We start from the raw sequence: 21,305 nt of genomic DNA on the forward strand, positions 1-21,305 counted from the left end.
GTGGCAATTCCATTTGATTCTATGGTGCACCCCAATGGCCGTCCACCGCCGGGAATATGCCACCAGCGAAACGCGCTGAAGCTGGCGGGACGGGAGGACCCGGCCCCGCCCCGGCGCGCGTCGGCATTCAGGAACCTCCCAGCAAATGTTCGCTTATGTTCCAGTCTGGACCGCCATAATTGACTGCAGACGAGGATGAAAGGAAGTCCCATGACTGAGAACCCAATGCAGGGCGCGTCACCGGATCCATCGACCCCGAACGGGGAGCCGCTTGAGCCGGGGGAGGCCGCTGCCGGGGCTTCGCACAGCACAGCGGCGGAGGACTCAGCCCGGGAAAACCCGACCATGAGGCTTGACCAATCGGCGGATGGCTCCCCGCGCCCCGTGTATCCGGAGCGTCCCCCGGCCTATGCCCAGCACTCGGGTCCCGAGACGCAGCAGTTTGGCGCGCCCTCGCACGAACAGCCCGCGCCCTACGGCCAGGGAGCCAGCCCCTATGGCGCCTACGGCAACCAGCCGCCTGCCGGACAGGCTCCCCACAACAATGCGTTTAACCACCCGGCCAACGCGCCGAAGCGCAAGGCCGCCTTCGGCGTTCCCACCCTCATTGCCAGCATCCTGGCCGCCGGTCTGGTGGGCGGCGGAGTCGTGGCCGGCAGCAACGCCCTGATCGGGAACCGGCCCCTGTCTTCCACGGGCAGCACCAGCCAGTCCGGCACCGTGATCGTGAACAACAAGGACGACGTCAACGCGATCACCGCCGCAGCGATGAAGGCCTCGCCCAGCGTCGTGACCATCAAGGCCTCGAGCGGAAGCGACGGAGGCACGGGGTCCGGCATCATCCTCGACGGCGATGGCCACGTCCTCACCAACACCCACGTCGTCACGCTGGACGGCAAGACCGCCAACGCCGCCGTGGAGGTCCGCACGAGCGACGGCAAAGTCTTCAGCGCGAAGATCGTCGGCACCGACCCGCTCTCGGACCTCGCCGTGATCAAGATCGACAAGCCGGCCGGGCTGGTTCCGGCAACCCTTGGCGACTCGGACAAACTCAACGTCGGTGACACCGCCGTCGCGATCGGCTCCCCGCTGGGCCTGACCGGAACCGTCACAGACGGCATCGTCTCCACTCTCAACCGCACCATCAGCGTGGCCTCCTCGGCCGCCCCCAAGGGCGGCGCCGACAATTCCCAGGGCGGCGACCAGGGCTTCCAGTTCGCCCCTCCCGGTGGCGGCCAGGCGCCGAGCACTGCCGATCAGGGCAGCATCTCGATCAACGTCATCCAGACCGACGCGGCCATCAACCCGGGTAACTCCGGCGGCGCGCTGGTGAACAGCAAGGGTGAAATCATCGGCGTCAACGTGGCCATCGCCTCCGCCGGCGGGGACGCCAGCGGCAGCACGAGCAGCGGCAACATCGGCGTCGGCTTCAGCATCCCGATCAACCACGCCAAGCGCGTGGCCCAGGAGATCATCAGCACCGGCAAGGCCACCCACGGCCAGCTTGGAGTGAGCGTGAAGTCCAAGGCGGCCGGCACCTCGTCCTCCGGCTTCTCGGTCGGCGCCGACGTGGCCACGGTCGAACCGGGCTCGGCCGCCGACAAGGCCGGCATCAAGGTGGGCGACGTCATCACGAAGTTCCAGGACCGGACCATCAGCGATCCGAACCAGCTGACGGCCGCCGTGCGCGAGCAGGCCGCCGGCGCGACGGTCAAGGTCACCGTCCTCCGGGGCGGCCAGGAACAGCAGCTCGATGTGACCCTTGGTGCGGCCGCCGACCAGTAGCGAACAGCAGTACGACGAGAGGGTCCCGGAGCCGCAACGCCCGGCCCGTGACGCCGGCCGGCACCTTGGGGTGCCGGCCGGCGCTGCTTTTCCCGGCTCCCTTTTCCGGCACGCTAACGACCGCTATTGCCCCTTTCCGGGGCGCCCTGACACAGGCGTTAACCGAGGCCCCGCCAGGCCCGCGCTATATGGTTAGCTAGGAGCAACCCGGCACCCCGGGCGCTCCCTGGCCACGTCCCCACCCGGCTGGCTGCCCACCCGCATGGAAGGCTGCTGTAAACACAGTGGAAGAGACTTTGAAGATCATCGTGCTGGTCAAGCACGTACCGGACGCGCAGTTCGACCGCCACCTTGGCGGCGGGGACAACACCACGGACCGGTCCGAAAGCATCCTGTCGGAGCTCGACGAATACGCCCTGGAAGCCGCGCTGCAGCTGATCGAGGCTCGCGGTGGCGAAGCGGCCGGCAACAAGGTCATCGCCCTGAGCATGGGCCCGGCCGGCGCCGTCAATGCCGTCAAGAAGTCGCTGCAGATCGGCGCCACCGAAGGTGTCCACCTCAGCGACGATGCGCTCGCCGGCTCGGACGCGGCAGCCACCTCGCTGGCGCTGGCCGCGGCGATCCGGCACCTCGGCGCCGACGCGCCCGCGGATCTCATCCTGACCGGCATGGCCTCCACCGACGGGGAGACCTCGCTGGTCCCGGCCCAGCTCGCCGAGCGCCTTGGCCTGCCGCAGGTGACCTTCGCATCCTCGCTGGAACTCGACGGCGGCAAGCTCACGGCCCGCCGCGACGGTGACTCGCACGCGGACACCGTCGAGGCCACCCTGCCGGCCCTCGTTTCGGTCACGGACCAGATCAACGACCCCCGCTACCCGAATTTCAAGGGCATCATGGCGGCGAAGAAGAAGACCATCGCCACCCTGACGCTGGGAGACATCGGCGTCGAACCCGGCCAGGTGGGGCTCGCGGGCTCCTGGACCGCCGTCGAGACCGCCGAAGCGCGCCCGCCGCGGACGGCCGGCACCATCATCACCGACGAAGGCGACGCCGGCCTCAGGCTGGTCGAGTTCCTGGCCGCCCAGAAGCTGCTCTAAGGGGAAATCCAGACATGGCAAAAGTACTTGTATTCATCGATACCCCGGGCCAGGCGCTGAAGAAGTCCAGCCTGGAGCTGCTCACCATCGCGCGCTCGCTGGGTGAGGCCGTGGTGGCGTTCAACGGCGAACTGCACGACGACGTCGCCGCCGAGCTGGCAGCCTACGGAGTGGGGGAACTCTACGTCCCCGCGGCAGCCGACCTCAACGACTACCTCGTCGGGCCCAAGGCGGCGTTCCTCGCGGCCGCGGCCGGAACCTCCGGGGCCACCGTGGTGCTGGCCGAGAACTCGGCCGAGGGCAAGGAGGTCGCGGCGCGGCTGGGGATCAAACTCGGCGCCGGTGTGATCACCGACGTCGTCGCGGTCGACCCGGACGGGACCGCGCACAAGTCGGTGCTCGCCGGCTCGTACACCACCACGGCCAGGGCCACCACCCCGGTGGCCGTGCTGACCGTCAAGGCCAACAGCGTCGCCCCGGAGCCGGCCGCCACGGCCACCGCCCCGCAGCCCGTCACGGTCGACCTGCCGGCGGACACCACAGCCGGCGCGGCCCGGGTGACCGCCCGGACCGAGAAGGCCGCCAGCGGCCGCCCCGACCTCTCCGAGGCCCGGATCGTCGTGGCCGGCGGCCGGGGAGTGGACGGAAACTTCGGACCGCTTGAGGACCTCGCCGACGCCCTGGGCGCGGCCATCGGCGCGTCCCGCGCCGCCACGGACGCCGGCTGGATCGGCCACGACGCGCAGATCGGACAGACCGGCAAGACCGTCTCCCCGCAGCTCTACATCTCAGCCGGCATTTCCGGCGCCATCCAGCAGAAGGCCGGCATGCAGACCGCCAAGGTGATCGTGGCGGTGAACAAGGACGCCGAATCCCCGGTCTTCGAGATCGCCGACTTCGGCATCGTCGGCGACCTCTTCCAGGTGCTGCCGCAGGCCACCGAAGAAATCAAGAAGCGCAAAGGCTGACCATTGAGCACCAACGCCCCCGCGGCACAGAGCCCGTTCGATCCGAACCACACCCGGATCGAGCGGGTGCTTTGTTTCACCGCCCACCCGGACGACATCGACTTCGGCGCCGCCGGCACCATCGCCGCGTGGACCGCCGCCGGAGTCCAGGTCAGCTACTGCATCATGACGGACGGGGACGCCGGCGGCTTCGACCCGGCGAAGCGCGACGAAATCGTCCGGCTGCGGACGGAGGAACAGCAGCGCGCCGCCGCGCTCGTCGGCGTGAGCGATATCCACTACCTCCACCAGCTGGACGGCTACCTTGAGCCCTCGCACGAGGTCATCCGCGAGGTGGTGCGCCTGATCCGCCGGCTCCGTCCCGACGTCGTGCTCGCCATGCATCCGGAACGGAACTGGAACCGGATCCAGAAGAGCCATCCGGACCACCTGGCGGTGGGGGAGGCGGTGACCAGGGCTGTGTACCCGGCGCTGGAGAACCCCTTCGCGTACCCGGAGCTGGCCGCGGCCGGGCTGGAGGCCTACAAGCTGCCTTGGCTGTGGCTCTTCGCCGGACCGGAGGAGCGGGAGAACCACTTTGTGGATGTCACCGGGAACGTCGAGGAAAAGCTGGCGGCCATCCACATCCACGCCAGCCAGCACCCCGACGTTGACGCCATGGAACGCACCGTCCGCGGCCTCATGCTCGCCACCGGGGAACGCGGCGGCCTCGCTCCGGGCCGGAGCGCCGAGGCGTTCCACGTCGTCGCGGTCAACGGCCCGGGAACCATCGCCGGCTTCTAGTGTTGCCCGAGCGTGACCGCTGCCATATGCTTGCCATTGTTTAAATCATATTTATTGATGGAAGGCAGACTTTAATGGCGAAGACTGCGCAGCACCCCGTCCTGGTCATCATGGGCGTCTCAGGCTCGGGCAAATCCACCGTGGCCGGCCTGCTGGCCGGGCGGCTGGGTTGGGACCTCGCGGAAGGCGACGACCTGCATCCGGCGTCCAACGTGGCCAAGATGCACGCCGGCCAGCCGCTGACGGACGAAGACCGCTGGCCCTGGCTGGACACCATCGCCGCCTGGATCCGGGAGCACACCGCCGCCGGGACCCCCGGCGTCGTAACCTGCTCGGCCCTGAAGAAGCGGTACCGCGACGTCCTGCGCGGGGAAGGCGTGGTTTTTGTCTTCCTCGAAGGCAGCAAGGACCGGATCTCGGACCGCCTCGCCTCCCGGCACGGCCACTTCATGCCACCGGCGCTGCTGGAATCCCAGTTCGACGCGCTGGAAGCCCCCACCGAGGACGAAAACTTCATCACCCTCTCCGTAGGGGCAACCCCCGCGGACGAAGCCCAGGAAATCATCGACCGGCTCCACCTCAACGGCGCCGACGCCGCCGCGCGCTAACCGCGCGCCGGTCACCACCCCCTTATTCCAGCTAGGAAAACGTTTTGAATTCTCTTACAGCAATGCAGCTTCCCGCTGCCCTCGAGGCCTGGACCGGCCACGACACCCAGCTCCTGGTGGTCGCCGGCCTCGGCATCGCACTGATCGTGGTGCTGATCGCCAAGTTTAAGCTCCACCCCTTCCTCGCGCTTGTGCTGGGCTCGGCCTTTGTCGGACTGGCCTCGGGCGTGGAACTGCCCAAGATCATCAGCAACTTCGAGGACGGCGTGGGCGGCGTCTTGAAGGAGGTCGGCCTGCTGATCGCCCTCGGCGCCATGCTGGGCAAGCTCCTGGCGGACTCCGGGGGAGCCAACCGCGTGGTGGACACGCTGCTCGCCAAGGCGGGCGGTAACCGGGTGGTCTGGTCCATCACGCTTGTCGCGGTGATCATCGGCCTGCCGATGTTCTTCGAAATCGGCCTCGTGCTGCTGCTGCCGGTGATTGTCCTGGTCACGCAGCGCTCCAAAATGCCGCTGATGCGCATCGCCATCCCGGCGCTGGCCGGATTGTCGGTGCTGCACGGCCTCGTGCCGCCGCACCCGGGTCCGCTGATCGCGATCAGCGCCGTCAAGGCCGAGCTGGGCACCACGCTCGCGCTCGGACTCCTGGTCGCCGTCCCCACCGTCATCATCTGCGGGCCGTTGTTTTCCCGGCTCGCCGCCAAATGGGTGCCGGTGGGCGCCCCCGCCGTCGCGGGCGGCATCGACACCGAGCACGGCGCCGATCTCGAAGGCGTCAAGCGCCAGCCCAGCTTCCCGGTCACGCTGATGACCATCATCTTCCCGGTGGTCCTCATGCTGCTCAAGGCCGTCGTGGACATCATCTGGCCCGACGCCGCCTCGGCGCCGTGGATCCGGGTCTTCTTCGATTTCGTGGGTCAGCCGCTCGTTGCGATGACCCTGGCGGTCCTGCTCGCCATCGGCACCTTCGGCTACGCCGTCGGCTTCACCGGCAACAAGATCACCACCAAGATCGGCGCGAGTCTCGGCCCGATTGCCGCGATCCTGCTGATCGTGGGCGCTGGCGGCGGCTTCAAGCAGACCTTGATCGGCGCCGGCGTCGGCGACGCCGTCAAGAAATGGGCCGAGGGCGCCAACATGTCCGTGCTGGTCCTCGGCTTCCTCGTGGCCGTGGCGCTGCGCCTCGCCACCGGCTCCGCGACCGTGGCCACCGTGACCGCGGCGGGCATCGTGGCACCGCTGGCCAGTTCCCTTTCCCCGACCCACGCCGCCCTGCTGGCCCTTGCGATCGGCGCCGGCTCGCTCTTCCTCTCCCACGTCAACGACGCCGGGTTCTGGCTGGTGAAGGAACTCTTCGGCCTCAGCGTCGGACAGACGTTCAAGACCTGGTCCGTGATGGAGACGCTGATCTCCGTGGTGGGCTTTGCCTTCGTGATGCTGCTCTCGCTGGTCATTTAGCGGGCGGCACAACAAAAGCCGCGCAGGCCCCGGGCAATCGGGTCCTGCGCGGCTTTGTCGTTGTCAGATACTAAGCGTCAGCTACTAAGCGCCCAGCGGCGCGGAGGCCACGGTCGGCATGGTGGGCGTCTTAGAGCCGCCCGCCGGCTCCACCGTGATGCCCAGGGCCGCGGCGGAGCCGATGCCCGTGACGACAGCAGGCTTTGACAGCGCCTCCGCGTCCATCAGGCCCTTGGAGACCGGAGCCGAGCCGTCCTTCGGGATCAGCCACATCTGGTAGACCTTGCCCGTCGGTGGAGCGGGAACGCCGTTCATCTTTACTACCGCGGCGTCCTTCGAGGACGAGAGCGTGAGCGAGGCCGTGCCGCCGCCGATCACGTCGATCGTCGCCTTGCGCACGTCGCTGGCCTGAAGCACCTGGTTCAGCGGGTCGTTCTGGTTGGCGACATACGCGCCCACCCCGACTCCGCCTACCGCGATGGCGGCAGCAGCGGCGACGCCGATCAGCCAGTTGCGCATGCCCTGGGGCCGGCGCCGTTCGTCACGGCGCTGGCGGGCGGCGCTGAGTTCGTCGGTGACCGGAAGCCCCGGGTGTTCGCGGACCGGACGGGCCACCACCGGGGGAGCGGCAGGGCCAGGCCGTGCCTCGGCACCCGGCTCGGCGGCCTGCGCCGGCAGGGCCGCGACAATGCGGTCGAAGAGGCCGGCCGGCGGCTCCTCCTCCGCGCTAAAGCTCATCGTCAGCGTCTCTCGGGCCTGCCGGACACGCTCCTCGAACTCGGCGCGTTCCGCCGGCGGGGCCTCCGTGAGGTAGCGGTCGACGGCGGTGCGTTCGGCGTCGTCGAGGGCGTGCAGCGCGTAAACCTCGGCGAGGTCGACGGCGCGGCCGGAGCTGAGGTCGCTGGCGATGTCGGCGGAAAAGCTGCCGGGCGTGCGGCCGCTGTTCTGAGGATTCATGTCATTCATCTCAACTCACCCCCAAACAGGTCTTCAGTCGGATCAGTCCGTCGCGGATGCGGGACTTAATGGTGGGAACGGCCGCGTTGAGCTTCTCGGCGACTTCCCGGTAGGTGAGCCCGCCGTAATAGGCGAGCCGGACGGATTCCTGCTGTGTGTCCGTCAGCGTGTCCAGGCAGCGGACCACCGCTTCGGCCTCGAGCTTGCTGCCGACCGCATCGGAAACGGAGTCGTGGTCGATCTCCTGGCTGCTGGCGCCGTACTTGGCCTCACGGTCGGTGGAGGACTGCGAGGACCGGACCTTGTCCACGGCCCGGCGGTGGGAGATGGTCATCAGCCACGCGAGCGGGCTGCCGGCGTCGGCGTTGAACTTGGCGGCGTTCTGCCAGACCTGGAGGAACACCTCCTGCGTGGTGTCCTCGCTGAGCTCCGTGTCAATCAGGACCCGGCGCGCCATGCCGAAAACGCGGCGCGACGTGAGCTGATAGAACTCGGCGAAGGCGGCCTGGTCACCGTTGGCGATCTGTCCGAGCAGGGCTCCCAGCCGGCGGTTAACGTCGGCTGAGGCGCTGGGGGGAGCGGCGGCCTCGGGATTCGGGGCATTCGGAGTTTCCATCACCCTCAAGCATAAGGTGCCAGCCTCCGGTCCGGGGCCAGAACGGACTTCGACCGTGCCGTGGTTGCCCGCAGCCCAACGGGCCAGGCGTCTATCCGCCTGCATTATTGTCACCTGCCGCTCCTCGCTCCCTTCAACGCTCGCCTGGATGGTCTCTCACAAACGATTCGGCGCGGCGGGAGAAACGGATGGGCGGACTTCAGGGAAATTTGCGCCAGCGGCCTGATCCGGATCCAGCGCCGCAAGCCCCAGGTACTACAGCTTGGCGCCCGCGAAGCCCTGCTGGCGCCAGGCCTCGTAGACAGCAATCGACGCCGCGTTGGCCAGGTTCAGCGAACGCAGCGCCGGCAGCATAGGCAACCGGACGCGGGACGTCACATGCGGGTCGTGCTTGAGTGCCTCGGAAAGGCCCACGGATTCCCGGCCGAACATCAGCACGTCGCCGGGACGGTAGCTGATGTCCGTGTAGGAGGTTTCGCCGTCGGAAGTGAAGGCGAAGACCCGCTCCGGCTGCAGCGCTTCCCAGGCCGCGTCGATGTCCGGGTGGACGGTGACGACGGCGAGGTCGTGGTAGTCCAGGCCGGCGCGGCGGAGCTTGGCGTCGGAGAAGTCAAAGCCCAGCGGCTCCACGAGGTGGAGTTCGGCGCCCGTGATGGCGGCCAGCCGGATGGCATTGCCGGTATTGCCGGGGATTTCGGGGCTGTGGAAGAGGATGCGGAACACGCTCCCATCCTAGCGAGCCGGCTGGCCGCTAATGCATTCCGCGCAGCAGCCTGGCCAGCACCGGTACGTTGACGGTGTTCGGGGCGGGCCCGGAACTGAGGAACTGCTTGAGGCCGCGGGCCAGCCCGGCGGCGTTGACCACCTGGACGAGCTCTTGGCTGTCGCCGCGGTCGCGGGAGCGGCCGTGCCGGTCGATCACCGGTTCGTGCAGGTTGCCGTCGGTGCTGTGGACGACGGTCCAGCCGGTGACGTTCAGCTCCGGGAAGATGTCCTGCATCCGGCGCACCACATGGGCCAGCTGCGGCGGGGCGATGGATCGGCCGCCGTGGTTCAGGGTGCTGCCGTTCCAGGCGTAGGCTCCCGGCGGCAGGAGCATGGAACCGATGATGGCCAGCCGGTAGCCGGAGACCAGCACATGGTCGATGTGGCTGTTGTCCGCGGGGGACTGCAGACCATTGATCAGCCGGGCGGCCGGGATGGCAGGCAGGATCTGCCGGGTGATCAGCTGCACCGTCCGCATTTCGCGCTGGATGCGCGCCTCAGCGCCGAAAATGCCCCGCCGGCGGGGCATGCCGTGGACCTGCTGCCCGGCCACCGACGCCGGGATCAGCGGCACCTCACCGGCCGCCGCCACCTCTTCGAAGGAGGGAACGTAGACCGGGGGATCGGCGGCGGTGTTGCGCGGCGTGTTCGGACGGCGGACATGCGCGGACGCCCGGCTGCCGGCTGCCGGCGCGTCGAAGTGCGCACCTTCTTCGGCCGGGGCCGTGCGGCTGGAGAAGGCGGTCCCGCTGCCGTAGGAACGGTCGTAGTCGGCACGGCGCTTGGCATCGATGAGGGTCTCATAGGCCAGGGTCACCCGGCGGAAGGTGGCGGCGTCGCCTCCGTGGTCGGGGTGGGCCGTGCGGGCAGCCTTGCGGTAGGCCACCTTGATGTCCTTGTACGTCGCCGTGACGGGGATCCTGAGGACCTGGTAATGCGAGCTGTTGCCCTGCGTCAAGCACGATTCCTTTGCGTCAGTGGAGCCGGTCCGGTCGGGGACCTCCGGCGTGGACAGTTTAACCGGCTGGGGGAATAACGAGCGTGTGGCCGTGGATGGTTCCCGGCGGCTGGCATAATTCAGCGCATGAAGATTGCCCTCGCCGTCAACCCGCGCGCCTCCTTTGGCCGCGGGCGGCATGCCGGCCGGGAAGCGGCCGAGTGCCTCAGCGCGGCCGGGGTCCAGGTCCAGCTGCTGTGCGAGGACAGCTACCAGCAGTTGTCCCAGGCCGTGGACAAGGTGCTCGCCGACGGGGTGGACGCGCTGGTTGTGGCGGGCGGCGACGGCATGGTCCACCTGGGTGTCAACGCGCTCGCCGGGTCGGGTGCCCCGTTCGGTGGGACTCCGCTGGGCATCATTCCGAGCGGAACCGGAAATGACATGGCACGCGCGCTCGGCCTGCCGCGGCACGACATCCCGGCGGCCGCCGCACGGGTGCTGGCTGCCCTGCCGTCGGGCGGCCGCCTGATCGACGCCGGCCGGGTGAGCTCCGGCGGCCGGACGCACTGGTTTGCCGGGGTGGTGTCCGCAGGCTTTGACGCCGCGGTCAACGAGCGCGCCAACGCGTGGCGCCGGCCGCGCGGCCAGGCCCGGTACAACCTGGCCATGCTGCGCGAACTGGCCACCTTTCGCGCCATCGAGTACACCGTGACGGCCGACGGCGAACGCTGGCAGCAGGGTGCCATGCTGATCTCGGTGGCCAACGGACAGTCGATCGGCGGCGGCATGAAGGTCGTGCCCGACGCCGTCCTCGACGACGGCTATCTGGACCTGTTCATCGTCCGGCCGTTGTCCCGCGCCGCTTTCCTGGCGGTGTTCCCCAAGGTGTTTTCCGGCAAGCACGTGGGCCACCCGGCCGTGGAGATCCGCCGGGTCCGGCGGGTTGAACTTGAGGCTGACGGCGTCGTCGCGTACGCGGACGGCGAGCGGGTCGGTCCGCTGCCACTGACCATCGACGTTGTGCCCGGTGCGCTCCGGGTCCTGGCGTAGGCAGGGTGACGGACATGGCGGGCCATGGCACGGCACGGTTCGGCGGCGCACTGCTGGCACTGCTGCCCCTGCTGGCAGGCTGCAGTGTGGGGGTTCCGGATCCCTCGGCGGCCAAACCGGTGAGCAGCGCTGCCACCGTCGCCACCCCGACCGTGACGCCGGGGTACGACGCCGAAGCGGTCGCTGCGCGCAGCCTGCCTTTCGGAGCGGGGGACCGCCTCGCTGCCGGCGTACCGGTCCGACTCTCCGACGGGCTGAGCGACGCCCCCGCCTGGAAGGCCGGCAAACAGGATGTGGCCGGCGCCAGCGAGTACCGGAAGGCCGACGGCTGCCTGGTCTCAACCAGGGTCCGGGTGAACCAGTGGCCGCTCGTCGTCGCCGGCGACGACAAGGCGTCCACGGAGGCCCTCTTCCACTACCTGGACCCCAGCATCCTGCCGTCCTACCTCAAGACGGCAGTCCTGCGCTGGGGCGGCGAACCGGACAAGCCGGGCCCGCGGGTCGAGGTACTGGTGCTCGAGGGCGGTAAGAAGGCCGGGAGCCGGGCGAGCGCCAGCTACGCCCGGCTCTTTGCCAAGGCAGGCTCATCCGTCTATGTCTCCGTGTCCTGCCCGGACGACGCGGCGCTCGCGGCCGCGCGGGCCGACATCGCCGCCCGGTTGGCCGTGCTGCCGCCGTCGTCCTGACCCGCCCGAAGCGGACAGGCCGGCGGCGGCAGGGGGCCGGCTAGTGGAGCTTCGCCGGCGAGAGCCGGTTCAGCGCCAGGGCCCCGACCAGCAGTCCGAAGTCGCGCAGCGCCACGTCGAAGTAGCTGCCAAGGACCAGCAGGTTGACGATGATGCCGAGCAGCCACACGGCGACCAGCAGGGATCCGAAGCGCGGGCGGACGGCCACGGCGATGCCGGCGATGATCTCGACGACGCCGACGACGTACATAAAACTCTGTGCCGACACCGGGACGACCGAGGTGGCGACCGGGGCGAGATATATCGTCCAGTCGGTCAGCAGGTTGGTGAACTTGTCCAGGCCGAAAATGATCGGCGCGACGGTGAAGACCGTGCGCAGCAACAGGAAGGCCTGCCGCTGGGAACCGGCTGCGACCGTCGGGGCCGGGGCCGCAAGGGCTGTTGAAGATTTCATCTTCTACTCCTTCTAAAATTGGGTAACTTGATTTTAGAATGACTGCAGGGGTTAAGCAATGGATCTTGTTTTTAGAGTTAGGCTGATGCCATGAACCGTTTGCCGTGGAGCCGCAGGATTGCCGCCGTCGCGTCCCTGGGGGATGAAAACCGCAGGCGGCTCTTTGACTTCGTCACCGCGGCGGATCAGGCGGTGGGCCGCGACGACGCGGCCGGTGCCCTCGGGCTGGCAAGGAGCACCGCGTCGTTCCACCTGGACCGGCTGGTCCGCGACGGCCTGCTGGCGGTGGAGTTCCGCAAACTCGGCGGCAAGGAGGGGCCCGGTTCCGGCCGGCCGGCCAAGCTGTACCGCGCGGCCGTCCAGGAGGTCTCGGCGTCCGTCCCGGAACGCAACTATGATCTGGCCGCCGAACTCCTGGTGACGGCGATTGAACAATCCGCGGCCGACGGCGGATCGGCCCGGACCGCGCTGCTGCAGGCCGCCCGGTCGCGGGGCCTGGCCGCGGGGGAAGCCGCCGGCACCGCCGACTTCGCGGAGCTGCTGACCGCCGAGGGGTACCGACCGGCGGACGACGGCGCCGGCGGGCTCGTGTTGCTCAACTGCCCGTTTCACCGGGTGGCCCAGGGCCACGCGGAGGTGGTCTGCGCCATGAACGGCGCGTTCCTGGGCGGGGCCGCGGCGGGCTGCGGGGTGGATCCGGCCAGGGTCGAAGCGCTCGACATCGAGGAACTCCGGGTGCAGGGCTCGGCTGCCCCGGCCCAGTGCTGCGCCCGGATCAGGCCGCTCTGAGCTTCGCCTGCCCCTTGATGCCGGTCAGCAGGACGCCGGCTACCACCATGATGCCGCCCGCGACCTGGACGAGGGTCAGGGGCGTCCCAAGCGCCACCGTGATGACGGCGGTGAAGACCACCATCAGGTTCAGATAGTTCCCGGCGGTGCCCGGCGGGGTGGTCTTCAATGCCAGGTTCCAGAACAGGTAGGCGCCCAGCGAGGGGAAGACCGCTATGTAGGCCAGCGACCAGCCCTCCGCCGGTGTCTCCGGCAACCGCACGTGCATGGCCAGCGCAAACGGTGCCAGCGTCACGGTGGCCATGGTGACCTGCACAGCGGTGGCGGCGATGGCGGGAATGTCCAGCCGGCGGGCGATGATCGTGTAGCTGCCCCAGACCACGATGGCGCCGATCATCAGGAGTTCCCCGGTGTTGATCGAGAGGCTGAATACCCGCTGCAGTTCGCCGCGGGTCAGGACCAGCAGCACGCCCAGCAGCCCGAGCCCGATGCCGAGCCAGCCGAGCCGGGTGGTCCTCTCGCCGAGCAGGAAAATTGCCATCACCACAATCAGGGCCGGGTTCGCCGCGGTGATCAGCGAGGCGTTCATCGCGGAGGTGTAGCCGAGCGCGCTGTACAGGAGCAAGGTGTAGCCGCTCATCCCCAGCGCGCTCAGCAGCAGCAGCACGGGCCAGCGGCGCAGGACCGCGCGCCAGTCCGGCTTTTCCACGAAGTGGGCCAGGGCCAGCAGCGGCAGGGCGGCCAGCGTCCAGCGCCAGAAGGTCAGGTCCAGGGGCGTCATTGAGGCGACAGCGGCCTGGCCGACGACGAAATTTCCGGACCAGAACAGGGTGGCCAGGACGAGGTAGAAGGACGCTTTCACCGCTTGAATGTACACCAGTGCCATCTCCTTCCGGCGTCGCCCTCCGGCGCCTTCCGGCGGCGCCGTCCCGCGCCTTCCGGCGGCGCCGTCCCGCGCCTTCCGGCGGCGCCGTCCCGCGGCGCGGAGCAAGCCCCCCACGGTAGAATTGGCGTGTGCCCGTATACCTAGACCACGCAGCCACCACGCCGCTCGCCGCTGAGGCGCTGGCCGCGCTGACGCGTGAGCTGGCCCGCACCGGCAACCCCTCCTCTCTGCACGGGTCCGGCCGCCGCGCCCGCCGGGCTGTCGAGGATGCCCGCGAGGCCCTGGCCGCGGCAGCCGGGGCGCATCCTTCGGAGGTTATCTTCACCTCAGGCGGCACGGAAGCCGACAACCTTGCCGTGAAGGGACTCTATTGGGCCCGCCAGGCCGAGGATCAGCGGCGGACCCGCGTTCTCTGCTCCGCCGTCGAACACCACGCGGTGCTGGACGCCGTCGAATGGCTCGAACGGCACGAGGGAGCCGACGTTCGCTGGCTGCCCGTGGACGCCGACGGCGTGCTGGACCTGGCCGCGCTGGAAGCCGAGTTGGCCGACGATCCGGCCTCGATTGCCCTGGTCACCGTCATGTGGGCCAACAACGAGGTAGGCAGCCTCCAACCGGTCGCGGAGGTCGTGCGGCTGGCGCACGCCGCCGGCGTGCCCGTGCATTCCGACGCCGTGCAGGCGTTCGGCTCCGTGCCGGTTGATTTCCGTGGGACCGGTCTGGACGCCATGTCCATCTCCGGCCACAAAATCGGCGGCCCGGTGGGCGTCGGCGCGCTGCTGCTGGGCCGCGCCGTCAAGCTGACCCCGGTCCAGCACGGCGGGGGACAGGAACGCGACGTGCGCTCCGGCACCCTGGACACCGCGTCGATCGCAGCCTTCGCCGCCGCGGCGGAGGCAGCCACCGGAAATCTGGCCGCCGAGTCGGCACGGATCTCCGCGCTCCGGGACCGGCTGATTGACGGCGTCCGCGCCGCCGTTCCGGAGGCCATGCTGCGCGGTGCCCCCGGGAACGGCCGGCTGCCGGGCAACGCGCATTTCACCTTCCCCGGCTGCGAGGGCGACTCGCTGTTGTTCCTGCTGGACCTCGCCGGGGTGGAATCCTCCACCGGCTCAGCCTGCACCGCCGGCGTGCCGCGGCCCTCCCACGTGCTGCTCGCCATGGGCCTGGATGAGGACACCGCCCGGGGCGCCCAGCGCTTCACCCTCGGCCACTCCTCTACCGACGCCGACGTCGATGCGCTGCTGGCGGCCCTGCCGGCGGCGTACACCCGCGCCCGCCAGGCCGGCATGGCCGGACACGAGTCCAGCATCCAGACCGCGGGAACCCTCGCCCGCCAATCCGCCAACGGCTAGTCCCCGGACAGTAGCTGCTCCAGCGGGACGTCCGGATCCGCCAGCGAGTCCGGGCTGACGGAGGCGCGTGCAGTGATGAGTGCCTTGATGGCCTTTTGCGGCTTGTCGGACCGCGGCCAGTTGACGTTCATGCCTGCGACCACGCAGCCTTCGCGCTGCCAGAAGGCGAGGAATTCCTGCCGCTCCAGTGAACCCCTGAGCACGGGCGGGCCCTCGACCAGGCTGGGGAAGCCGGAATACTCCATGCTGACGTCGTACTGGTCCGTATAGAAGTAAGGAATGGTGTCCAGTACGGCCTCCCGCCCGAGCATCGCCCGGCCGGCGACCTTCCCGCCGTTGAGCGCGTTGGACCAGTGCTCGCTGCGGTGGTGCCCGCCGGTGAACGGATGCAGGGCGTTGGCGACGTCGCCGGCGGCAAAGACTGCCGGAGCCGAAGTGCGCAGCGACGCGTCCGTGAGGATCCCGTTGTCCAGGGCGATACCCGCGGCTGCGGCGAGCGATGTCTCGGGGACGACGCCGACGGCGATGACAACCAGGTCGGCGGCCAGGATTTCGCCGGCGTCGGTGCGGACGCCGGTGACCCGGCCGTCGACGCCTGTGATGGCTGCGGCCGACGCCGGCAGCCGGAACCGCACGCCCCGGGACTCATGCAGCGAGCGGAAGAAGGCGCCCAGTTCGGGGCCGATCGCCGCGGCCAGCGGCACCTGCTCGAGGCCCAGCAGGGTGACGGAGTTGCCATACGAATTCGCGGCGGCCGCAAGCTCCATTCCGATCCAACCTGAGCCGACCATCACCACGTTCCGGCCGCCCGCGGAGAGGGCATCCCGGAGCCGGCGGCTGTCGTCGAGCGTCCGGAACGTCATGACCCCGTCGAGGCTGCTGCCGGGCAGCGGAATCGAGCGCGGACGTGCCCCCGTGGCCAGCAGGAGCGCGGAATAGGGCAGCCGGCTGCCGTCGCCGAGGGTCACCGTGCGGGCCACGGTGTCCAGCCCGGTGACCGGAGCGCCCAGCCGGAGGTCGACGTCGTTCTCCCCGTACCAGCCGGCAGGAACCACCGGGAGGCCGTCCTCGCCGTCCTTGCCCAGGAGATATTCCTTGGACAGCGGCGGCCGCAGGTAGGGGGCCTGCGGCTCCTCGGCGAGCAGCGTGACCGGGCCCTCGAAGCCCTCCACCCGCAGGGTCTTCGCTGCGGTGGCGCCCGCCAGCCCGCCACCCACAATCACGATGCTCTCGACAGCCATCTCGCGCGTCCCGTCTGGGCTTTCGCCGCCCTTGTTCTAAAACCGCTAATGCTGACGTTAGAAGCGCGGCAGGCTGCCGTCAAGCCTTTTTGGGGCAGGAATCGGCGTGGCGATAGAATCGGTAGGCGGGCGCTGTGTTATTCCTCTGCCCGCGGACCTCCCGATTCCTAGAGAAAGCCAGCATGCGAGTTCTTGCAGCCATGAGCGGCGGCGTCGATTCAGCCGTTGCCGCAGCCCGCGCCGTCGAGGCCGGCCACGACGTCGTTGGTGTCCACCTCGCCCTCTCACGCATGCCCGGAACGCTGCGCACCGGCAGCCGCGGCTGCTGCACCATCGAGGACTCGCGCGACGCCTGGCGGGCGTGCGACGTGCTGGGCATCCCGTACTACGTGTGGGACTTCTCCGAGCGATTCAAGGAAGACGTCGTCCAGGACTTCATCGACGAATACGCCGCAGGCCGCACGCCCAACCCGTGCATGCGCTGCAACGAGCGGATCAAGTTCGCCGCGCTGCTGGAGAAGGCGATCGCGCTGGGTTTCGACGCCGTCTGCACCGGCCACTACGCCAAGGTGATCACGGACGCCGACGGTAACCCCGAACTGCACCGCGCCGCGGACTGGGCAAAGGACCAGAGCTACGTGCTCGGCGTCCTCACGCACGAACAGCTCCGGCACTCGATGTTCCCGCTCGCGGACACCCCCTCCAAGGCCGAGGTCCGCGCCGAGGCCGAACGCCGAGGGCTGTCCGTGGCCAACAAGCCCGACAGCCACGACATCTGCTTCATCCCCGACGGCGACACCGCCGGCTGGCTGGCGGAGAAGATCGAGATGACCACCGGCGACATCGTGGACGAATCCGGTGCCAAGGTCGGCGAGCACCCGGGCGCAAACGCCTTCACCGTCGGCCAGCGCCGCGGGCTGAAGCTGGGCACCCCGGCCGCCGACGGCAAGCCGCGCTTTGTGCTGGAGATCCAGCCCAAGGAGAACAAGGTGGTCGTCGGCCCCGAGGCCCTGCTCGCGATCGACGAGATCCGCGGCATCAAGGTGTCCTGGGCCGGGCTGCCGATCGCGGAGATCGCCACCGGCGAGGAGTTCGACTGCTACGCCCAGGTCCGCGCCCACGGGGACCCGGTGCCGGCAACCGCCCGGATGGAACACTCCGGAGGGTCCGGCGACCTGGTGGTCACGCTGGCGGAACCGCTCCGCGGCGTCGCCCCCGGCCAGACCGTGGTGCTCTACCAGGGCAGCCGGGTCCTTGGCCAGGCCACCATCGACGCCGCGCGGTCGCTCCAGCGGGCCGCACTCTAACCGCCCTCGACGGGCCGCGTCTTCGCTTCGGCGGGGGTCCGCCGAATCCAGGAGCGCCGCATGCCATTGGCCTGCGGCGCTCCTGCCTTTAACCGTCGCCCGGGCGCGGGACATGTCCATTCTTCGCGGCCACGAGTGGGCACTTCGGGTATATGTCCACTCCCGGGCTCGGGCGCGGGACATGTTCGTTAGCGTGCACCCCGCGCAAGCATCCCGCGCGGGACATGTTCATTAGCGTGCGGCCCGCGCAAGCATCGAGCGCGGGCCATGTCCATTCTTCGCTGCCACGAGTGGGCACTTCGGGATTATGTCCACTCCCGGGCCTCGGCGGTGAGCATGCCCGTCCTCCGGCCAGAGCGCGGGCCATGTTCGTCTTCCGGCTAGAGCGCGGGACATGTCCATTCTTCGCGGCCACGAGTGGGCACTTCGGGTATATGCCCAGTCCCTGGCCTGGTGGTGGGCATGTCCGTTCCCGAGCCCCCGCCGCCGCAGGCCGCACCGAGTCCGGGGTGCCGAAGATCCGGGCGAAATCCCGAAGAATGCGATAACTTCCGCCGGTTCGTGTAAATTTTGTGTCTCAACTCACAAGATGTAGCGATTCGCCCGTGGTCTTCTGGTTGAATCTAGGAATCAGGACAGGTGCTGCCCAACGAGTCAAGCTACTTCGGGCTGCGCACTAGTACTCATCGAACAGAAAGTTCACAGATGGCAATGAACAAAAAGGCCCTGCAGAGCGCCATCGCGCTTGCCGGGGTTTCCGCCTTTGCACTGACGGCCTGCACCGGCCCTACCGGCGGCGGAACGTCCTCCGGCAGCGCCGCAGGCGGAGGCAGCATTACGTACGGCACCACGGACAAGGTGGTCACCCTCGACCCGGCCGGCTCCTACGACGCCGGCTCGTTCATGGTGATGAACCAGATCTACCCGTTCCTGATGAACTCGAAGCCCGGAACGGCTGACTCCAGCCCGGACATCGCTGAGTCCGCATCCTTCACGAGCCCCACGGAATACACCGTCAAGCTCAAGTCCGGCCTCAAGTTCGCCAACGGGCACGCGCTGACGTCCTCGGACGTGAAGTTCTCGATCGACCGCGTCATCAAGATCAACGACGACAACGGCCCGGCCTCCCTGCTGGGCAACCTCGCCTCGGTGGAAGTCAAAGACGACTCCACCGTGGTCTTCAAGCTCAAGGAAGGCAACGACCAGGTCTTCCCGGGCGTGCTTGCCGCGAACGCAGGTCCGATCGTCGACGAAGAGGTCTTCTCCGCCGACAAGCTGATGAGCGACGAGGACATCGTCAAGGGCAAGCCTTTCGCCGGCCAGTACACGATCGAGAGCTACAAGAAGAACGAGCTCGTCAGCCTCAAGGCCAACCCTGACTACAAGGGTCTGCTCGGCAAGCCGGCGAACGACAGCGCCACGATCAAGTACTACGCGGACTCCAACAACCTCAAGCTCGATGTCCAGCAGGGCAACATCGACGTCGCCGGCCGCAGCCTGACCGCGACCGACGCCGCCGACCTCGAGAAGGACTCCAAGGTCAAGGTTCACAAGGGCCCCGGTGGCGAACTGCGCTACATCGTCTTCAACTTCGACACCATGCCGTTCGGCGCCAAGGCTGCCGACGCCGACCCGAAGAAGGCACTCGCCGTCCGCCAGGCGATGGCAGACATCGTCGACCGCGACGCGATCGCCAGCCAGGTCTACAAGGGCACCTACCTGCCCGCGTACTCCGTCGTCCCGGACGGCTTCGTCGGTGCCATCAAGCCGCTCAAGGAAATGTACGGCGACGGCAACGGCAAGCCCAGCCTGGACAAGGCCAAGAAGGCCTTCAGCGACGCCGGCGTCACCGCCCCGGTCACGCTGAAGCTGCAGTACAACCCGGACCACTACGGCAAGTCCTCCGGCGACGAGTACGCCATGATCAAGGAGCAGCTGGAAAAGTCGGGCCTGTTCAAAGTCGACCTGCAGTCCACCGAGTGGGTCACCTACTCCAAGGACCGCACCAAGGACGTCTACCCCGTCTACCAGCTCGGCTGGTTCCCGGACTACTCCGACGCCGACAACTTCCTGACCCCGTTCTTCGTCCCGGGCAACTTCCTCAAGAACCACTACGAGAACGCCTCCGTCACGGCGCTGATCAAGAAGCAGCTCACCACCGTTGACAAGACCGAGCGCGAAAAGGTGCTTGGCGAGGCCCAGACGGCCGTCGCCAAGGACCTCTCCACGCTGCCGCTGTTGCAGGGCGCCCAGCTCATGGTCGCCGGCAAGGACGTCCAGGGTGTCGAAAAGACCCTCGACGCGTCCTTCAAGACCCGTCTTGGTGTGATTTCCAAGTAGGTCCATTCCCCATCCGGTCCTGACCAGCCAAGGAGGCGGGGCGCCTGCGCGGCGTCCCGCCTTTCTTGCTGATAGCAGGACAACCGATTCCGGAAGCCCACGAAGCCGACGGAAACACAAATTTAGGTACCAATGACAACACTTATTGAGGCGCCGCCCAGCGACGCCGACGGCCTATTGCCAACAAAGAAGAAGGCGTCCGGTGGGGGACTGGGCCAATACATCCTGATCAGGTTCCTGCTGATCTTCCCGACCATTTTCATCCTGGTCACACTCGTATTTTTCCTGATGCGCATCACGGGCGACCCGATCACGGCCGCCCTCGGCGGGCGGCTCCCGCCGGAACAACTGGCGGAGCGCATCCACGCGGCCGGCTACGACCGGCCCATCTTCGTGCAGTACTTCGAGTACCTCGGACAGCTCATCACCGGCAACTTCGGCACCACGCTCTCGGATAACCGCCAGGTCTCCGAGATGCTGACCACCTATGGTTCGGCAACGCTGGAACTGTCCATCAACGCACTGCTCGTGGCACTGCTCGTGGGCATCCCGCTGGGCATGATCGCCGCGCACCGCCGCGACAAGGCGGCCGACGCCGTCCTGCGCATCTTCGCGATCCTCTGCTACGCCACGCCCGTCTTCTTCGCCGGCATGCTGCTCAAGCTGACCTTCTCGGTCTGGCTCGGCTGGCTCCCGGTCGCCGGCCGCGCCAAGACCTCCACCGAACTGGCCCTCACCGCGCTGCAGGCGCCCACCGGCATCTACTGGCTCGACGCGGTCCGCAGCGGCAACATGGCCGCACTCGGTGATGTCACCGCCCATGCCGTGCTGCCCGCCGTCGCCCTTGGGCTGCTGACCGCCGGCATCTTCCTGCGGCTGGTCCGCACCAACGTGATCGGCACCCTCGGCAAGGACTACGTGGAGGCCGGCCGCTCACGCGGCGTCAGCGAATTCCGGCTGGTCACCAAGCACGCCTACAAGCCGGCGCTGATCCCGATCATCACCGTGATGGGCCTGCAGATCGCGGTCATGCTCGGCGGCGCCGTGCTGACCGAGACCACCTTTGAATGGAAAGGCCTCGGCTTCCAGCTGGCGACCTACCTGACGGCCCGCGACTTCGTGGCCGTGCAGGGCATCGTGGTGCTGCTCGCCGTGATCGTGGCCGTGACCAACTTCATCGTGGACATCGTCGCCGCGCTGATCGACCCCCGCGTGAGGTACTGA

The 21,305-nt window shown here is 68.4% G+C and carries 20 protein-coding genes; 13 read left to right on the forward strand and 7 right to left on the reverse strand.

The window, feature by feature from the left end:
- The first annotated feature begins 210 nt into the window (after positions 1–210).
- The 6 genes from AB4Y91_RS04005 (at position 211) to AB4Y91_RS04030 (ending at position 6,698) form a co-directional block, all read left to right on the forward strand.
- The gene (locus AB4Y91_RS04005; RefSeq protein ID WP_441417230.1) at positions 211–1,785 is read left to right on the forward strand and encodes a S1C family serine protease; all 1,575 of its coding nucleotides are present in this window, start codon (positions 211–213) and stop codon (positions 1,783–1,785) included.
- Between the two features lie 296 nt (positions 1,786–2,081).
- The gene (locus tag AB4Y91_RS04010) at positions 2,082–2,882 is read left to right on the forward strand and encodes an electron transfer flavoprotein subunit beta/FixA family protein (protein WP_441417847.1); all 801 of its coding nucleotides are present in this window, start codon (positions 2,082–2,084) and stop codon (positions 2,880–2,882) included.
- A gap of 14 nt (positions 2,883–2,896) precedes the next feature.
- On the forward strand, positions 2,897–3,850 hold the full coding sequence (locus AB4Y91_RS04015) for an electron transfer flavoprotein subunit alpha/FixB family protein (protein WP_441417231.1): 954 nt from the start codon (positions 2,897–2,899) through the stop codon (positions 3,848–3,850).
- Between the two features lie 3 nt (positions 3,851–3,853).
- Complete coding sequence (locus tag AB4Y91_RS04020) at positions 3,854–4,633, forward strand: PIG-L deacetylase family protein (protein WP_441417232.1); 780 nt, start codon at positions 3,854–3,856, stop codon at positions 4,631–4,633.
- A 74-nt stretch (positions 4,634–4,707) separates the two neighbouring features.
- Positions 4,708–5,241 (forward strand): gluconokinase, encoded by a 534-nt coding sequence (locus tag AB4Y91_RS04025; RefSeq protein WP_441417233.1) that lies wholly within the window; start codon positions 4,708–4,710, stop codon positions 5,239–5,241.
- A 62-nt stretch (positions 5,242–5,303) separates the two neighbouring features.
- Positions 5,304–6,698: a GntT/GntP/DsdX family permease gene (locus AB4Y91_RS04030; RefSeq protein ID WP_441417848.1), complete on the forward strand. Its 1,395-nt coding sequence runs from the start codon at positions 5,304–5,306 to the stop codon at positions 6,696–6,698.
- A gap of 84 nt (positions 6,699–6,782) precedes the next feature.
- Here AB4Y91_RS04030 and AB4Y91_RS04035 read toward each other — a convergent pair whose 3' ends face one another.
- The 4 genes from AB4Y91_RS04035 to AB4Y91_RS04050 all read right to left on the reverse strand — a co-directional run bounded on the left by AB4Y91_RS04035 (position 6,783) and on the right by AB4Y91_RS04050 (position 9,994).
- Complete coding sequence (locus AB4Y91_RS04035; RefSeq protein WP_441417234.1) at positions 6,783–7,655, reverse strand: anti-sigma factor; 873 nt, start codon at positions 7,653–7,655, stop codon at positions 6,783–6,785.
- 10 nt (positions 7,656–7,665) lie between these two features.
- A complete protein-coding gene (gene sigK, locus AB4Y91_RS04040) occupies positions 7,666–8,271 on the reverse strand; it encodes an ECF RNA polymerase sigma factor SigK (RefSeq protein WP_441417235.1) in 606 nt (201 codons plus the stop codon).
- Positions 8,272–8,526: 255 nt separating this feature from the next.
- Entirely contained in the window at positions 8,527–8,994 is a 468-nt protein-coding gene (locus AB4Y91_RS04045; RefSeq protein ID WP_441417236.1) for a tRNA (cytidine(34)-2'-O)-methyltransferase, read from the reverse strand.
- Between the two features lie 28 nt (positions 8,995–9,022).
- Positions 9,023–9,994, reverse strand: a complete 972-nt coding sequence (locus AB4Y91_RS04050; RefSeq protein ID WP_441417237.1) for a J domain-containing protein — start codon at positions 9,992–9,994, stop codon at positions 9,023–9,025.
- Positions 9,995–10,120: 126 nt separating this feature from the next.
- On the opposite strand from AB4Y91_RS04050, the gene AB4Y91_RS04055 reads away from it, so the two are divergent.
- Both AB4Y91_RS04055 and AB4Y91_RS04060 read left to right on the forward strand, forming a co-directional pair.
- Entirely contained in the window at positions 10,121–11,023 is a 903-nt protein-coding gene (locus tag AB4Y91_RS04055) for a diacylglycerol/lipid kinase family protein (RefSeq protein ID WP_441417238.1), read from the forward strand.
- Positions 11,024–11,037: 14 nt separating this feature from the next.
- On the forward strand, positions 11,038–11,709 hold the full coding sequence (locus AB4Y91_RS04060; RefSeq protein ID WP_441417849.1) for a hypothetical protein: 672 nt from the start codon (positions 11,038–11,040) through the stop codon (positions 11,707–11,709).
- Positions 11,710–11,749: 40 nt separating this feature from the next.
- Here the strand turns inward: AB4Y91_RS04060 and AB4Y91_RS04065 are convergent, their stop codons facing one another.
- Positions 11,750–12,163 carry a hypothetical protein gene (locus tag AB4Y91_RS04065; RefSeq protein WP_441417239.1) on the reverse strand — a complete coding sequence of 138 codons (414 nt, stop codon included), beginning with the start codon at positions 12,161–12,163 and terminating at the stop codon, positions 11,750–11,752.
- Between the two features lie 90 nt (positions 12,164–12,253).
- Here AB4Y91_RS04065 and AB4Y91_RS04070 point away from each other — a divergent pair, with 90 nt between their 5' ends.
- Positions 12,254–12,952 carry a helix-turn-helix transcriptional regulator gene (locus AB4Y91_RS04070; protein WP_441417240.1) on the forward strand — a complete coding sequence of 233 codons (699 nt, stop codon included), beginning with the start codon at positions 12,254–12,256 and terminating at the stop codon, positions 12,950–12,952.
- Here AB4Y91_RS04070 and AB4Y91_RS04075 read toward each other — a convergent pair.
- A complete protein-coding gene (locus AB4Y91_RS04075) occupies positions 12,939–13,838 on the reverse strand; it encodes a DMT family transporter (RefSeq protein ID WP_441417241.1) in 900 nt (299 codons plus the stop codon). The two genes, AB4Y91_RS04070 and AB4Y91_RS04075, sit on opposite strands and share 14 nt — an antisense overlap.
- A 128-nt stretch (positions 13,839–13,966) precedes the next feature.
- On the opposite strand from AB4Y91_RS04075, the gene AB4Y91_RS04080 reads away from it, so the two are divergent.
- Positions 13,967–15,193, forward strand: a complete 1,227-nt coding sequence (locus AB4Y91_RS04080; protein ID WP_441417242.1) for a cysteine desulfurase family protein — start codon at positions 13,967–13,969, stop codon at positions 15,191–15,193.
- On the opposite strand, the gene AB4Y91_RS04085 is transcribed toward AB4Y91_RS04080, so the two are convergent.
- Complete coding sequence (locus AB4Y91_RS04085) at positions 15,190–16,434, reverse strand: NAD(P)/FAD-dependent oxidoreductase (protein WP_441417243.1); 1,245 nt, start codon at positions 16,432–16,434, stop codon at positions 15,190–15,192. The genes AB4Y91_RS04080 and AB4Y91_RS04085 overlap by 4 nt on opposite strands.
- A 182-nt stretch (positions 16,435–16,616) precedes the next feature.
- On the opposite strand from AB4Y91_RS04085, the gene mnmA reads away from it, so the two are divergent.
- The 3 genes from mnmA to AB4Y91_RS04100 all read left to right on the forward strand — a co-directional run bounded on the left by mnmA (position 16,617) and on the right by AB4Y91_RS04100 (position 21,305).
- Positions 16,617–17,741: a tRNA 2-thiouridine(34) synthase MnmA gene (gene mnmA / locus AB4Y91_RS04090; protein ID WP_441417244.1), complete on the forward strand. Its 1,125-nt coding sequence runs from the start codon at positions 16,617–16,619 to the stop codon at positions 17,739–17,741.
- Between the two features lie 705 nt (positions 17,742–18,446).
- Positions 18,447–20,081, forward strand: coding sequence for an ABC transporter substrate-binding protein (locus AB4Y91_RS04095; RefSeq protein ID WP_441417245.1), 1,635 nt, complete (start codon positions 18,447–18,449; stop codon positions 20,079–20,081).
- Positions 20,082–20,213: 132 nt separating this feature from the next.
- Positions 20,214–21,305, forward strand: coding sequence for an ABC transporter permease (locus AB4Y91_RS04100; protein WP_441417246.1), 1,092 nt, complete (start codon positions 20,214–20,216; stop codon positions 21,303–21,305).

Source organism: Arthrobacter sp. YAF16, from assembly GCF_052113385.1.
Classification (GTDB): Bacteria; Actinomycetota; Actinomycetes; order Actinomycetales; family Micrococcaceae; genus Arthrobacter.

Excerpts from the sequence above, each read along its gene's own strand:
- AB4Y91_RS04005 (WP_441417230.1), top strand. The coding sequence starts at position 211 with ATGACTGAGAACCCAATGCAGGGCGCGTCACCGGATCCATCGACCCCG.
- AB4Y91_RS04015 (WP_441417231.1), top strand. The coding sequence starts at position 2,897 with ATGGCAAAAGTACTTGTATTCATCGATACCCCGGGCCAGGCGCTGAAG.
- AB4Y91_RS04025 (WP_441417233.1), top strand. The coding sequence starts at position 4,708 with ATGGCGAAGACTGCGCAGCACCCCGTCCTGGTCATCATGGGCGTCTCA.
- AB4Y91_RS04030 (WP_441417848.1), top strand. The coding sequence starts at position 5,304 with ATGCAGCTTCCCGCTGCCCTCGAGGCCTGGACCGGCCACGACACCCAG.
- AB4Y91_RS04035 (WP_441417234.1), bottom strand. The coding sequence starts at position 7,655 with ATGAATCCTCAGAACAGCGGCCGCACGCCCGGCAGCTTTTCCGCCGAC.
- sigK (WP_441417235.1), bottom strand. The coding sequence starts at position 8,271 with ATGGAAACTCCGAATGCCCCGAATCCCGAGGCCGCCGCTCCCCCCAGC.
- AB4Y91_RS04055 (WP_441417238.1), top strand. The coding sequence starts at position 10,121 with ATGAAGATTGCCCTCGCCGTCAACCCGCGCGCCTCCTTTGGCCGCGGG.
- AB4Y91_RS04060 (WP_441417849.1), top strand. The coding sequence starts at position 11,038 with ATGGCGGGCCATGGCACGGCACGGTTCGGCGGCGCACTGCTGGCACTG.
- AB4Y91_RS04065 (WP_441417239.1), bottom strand. The coding sequence starts at position 12,163 with ATGAAATCTTCAACAGCCCTTGCGGCCCCGGCCCCGACGGTCGCAGCC.
- AB4Y91_RS04070 (WP_441417240.1), top strand. The coding sequence starts at position 12,254 with ATGAACCGTTTGCCGTGGAGCCGCAGGATTGCCGCCGTCGCGTCCCTG.
- AB4Y91_RS04075 (WP_441417241.1), bottom strand. The coding sequence starts at position 13,838 with ATGGCACTGGTGTACATTCAAGCGGTGAAAGCGTCCTTCTACCTCGTC.
- AB4Y91_RS04085 (WP_441417243.1), bottom strand. The coding sequence starts at position 16,434 with ATGGCTGTCGAGAGCATCGTGATTGTGGGTGGCGGGCTGGCGGGCGCC.
- mnmA (WP_441417244.1), top strand. The coding sequence starts at position 16,617 with ATGCGAGTTCTTGCAGCCATGAGCGGCGGCGTCGATTCAGCCGTTGCC.
- AB4Y91_RS04095 (WP_441417245.1), top strand. The coding sequence starts at position 18,447 with ATGGCAATGAACAAAAAGGCCCTGCAGAGCGCCATCGCGCTTGCCGGG.
- AB4Y91_RS04100 (WP_441417246.1), top strand. The coding sequence starts at position 20,214 with ATGACAACACTTATTGAGGCGCCGCCCAGCGACGCCGACGGCCTATTG.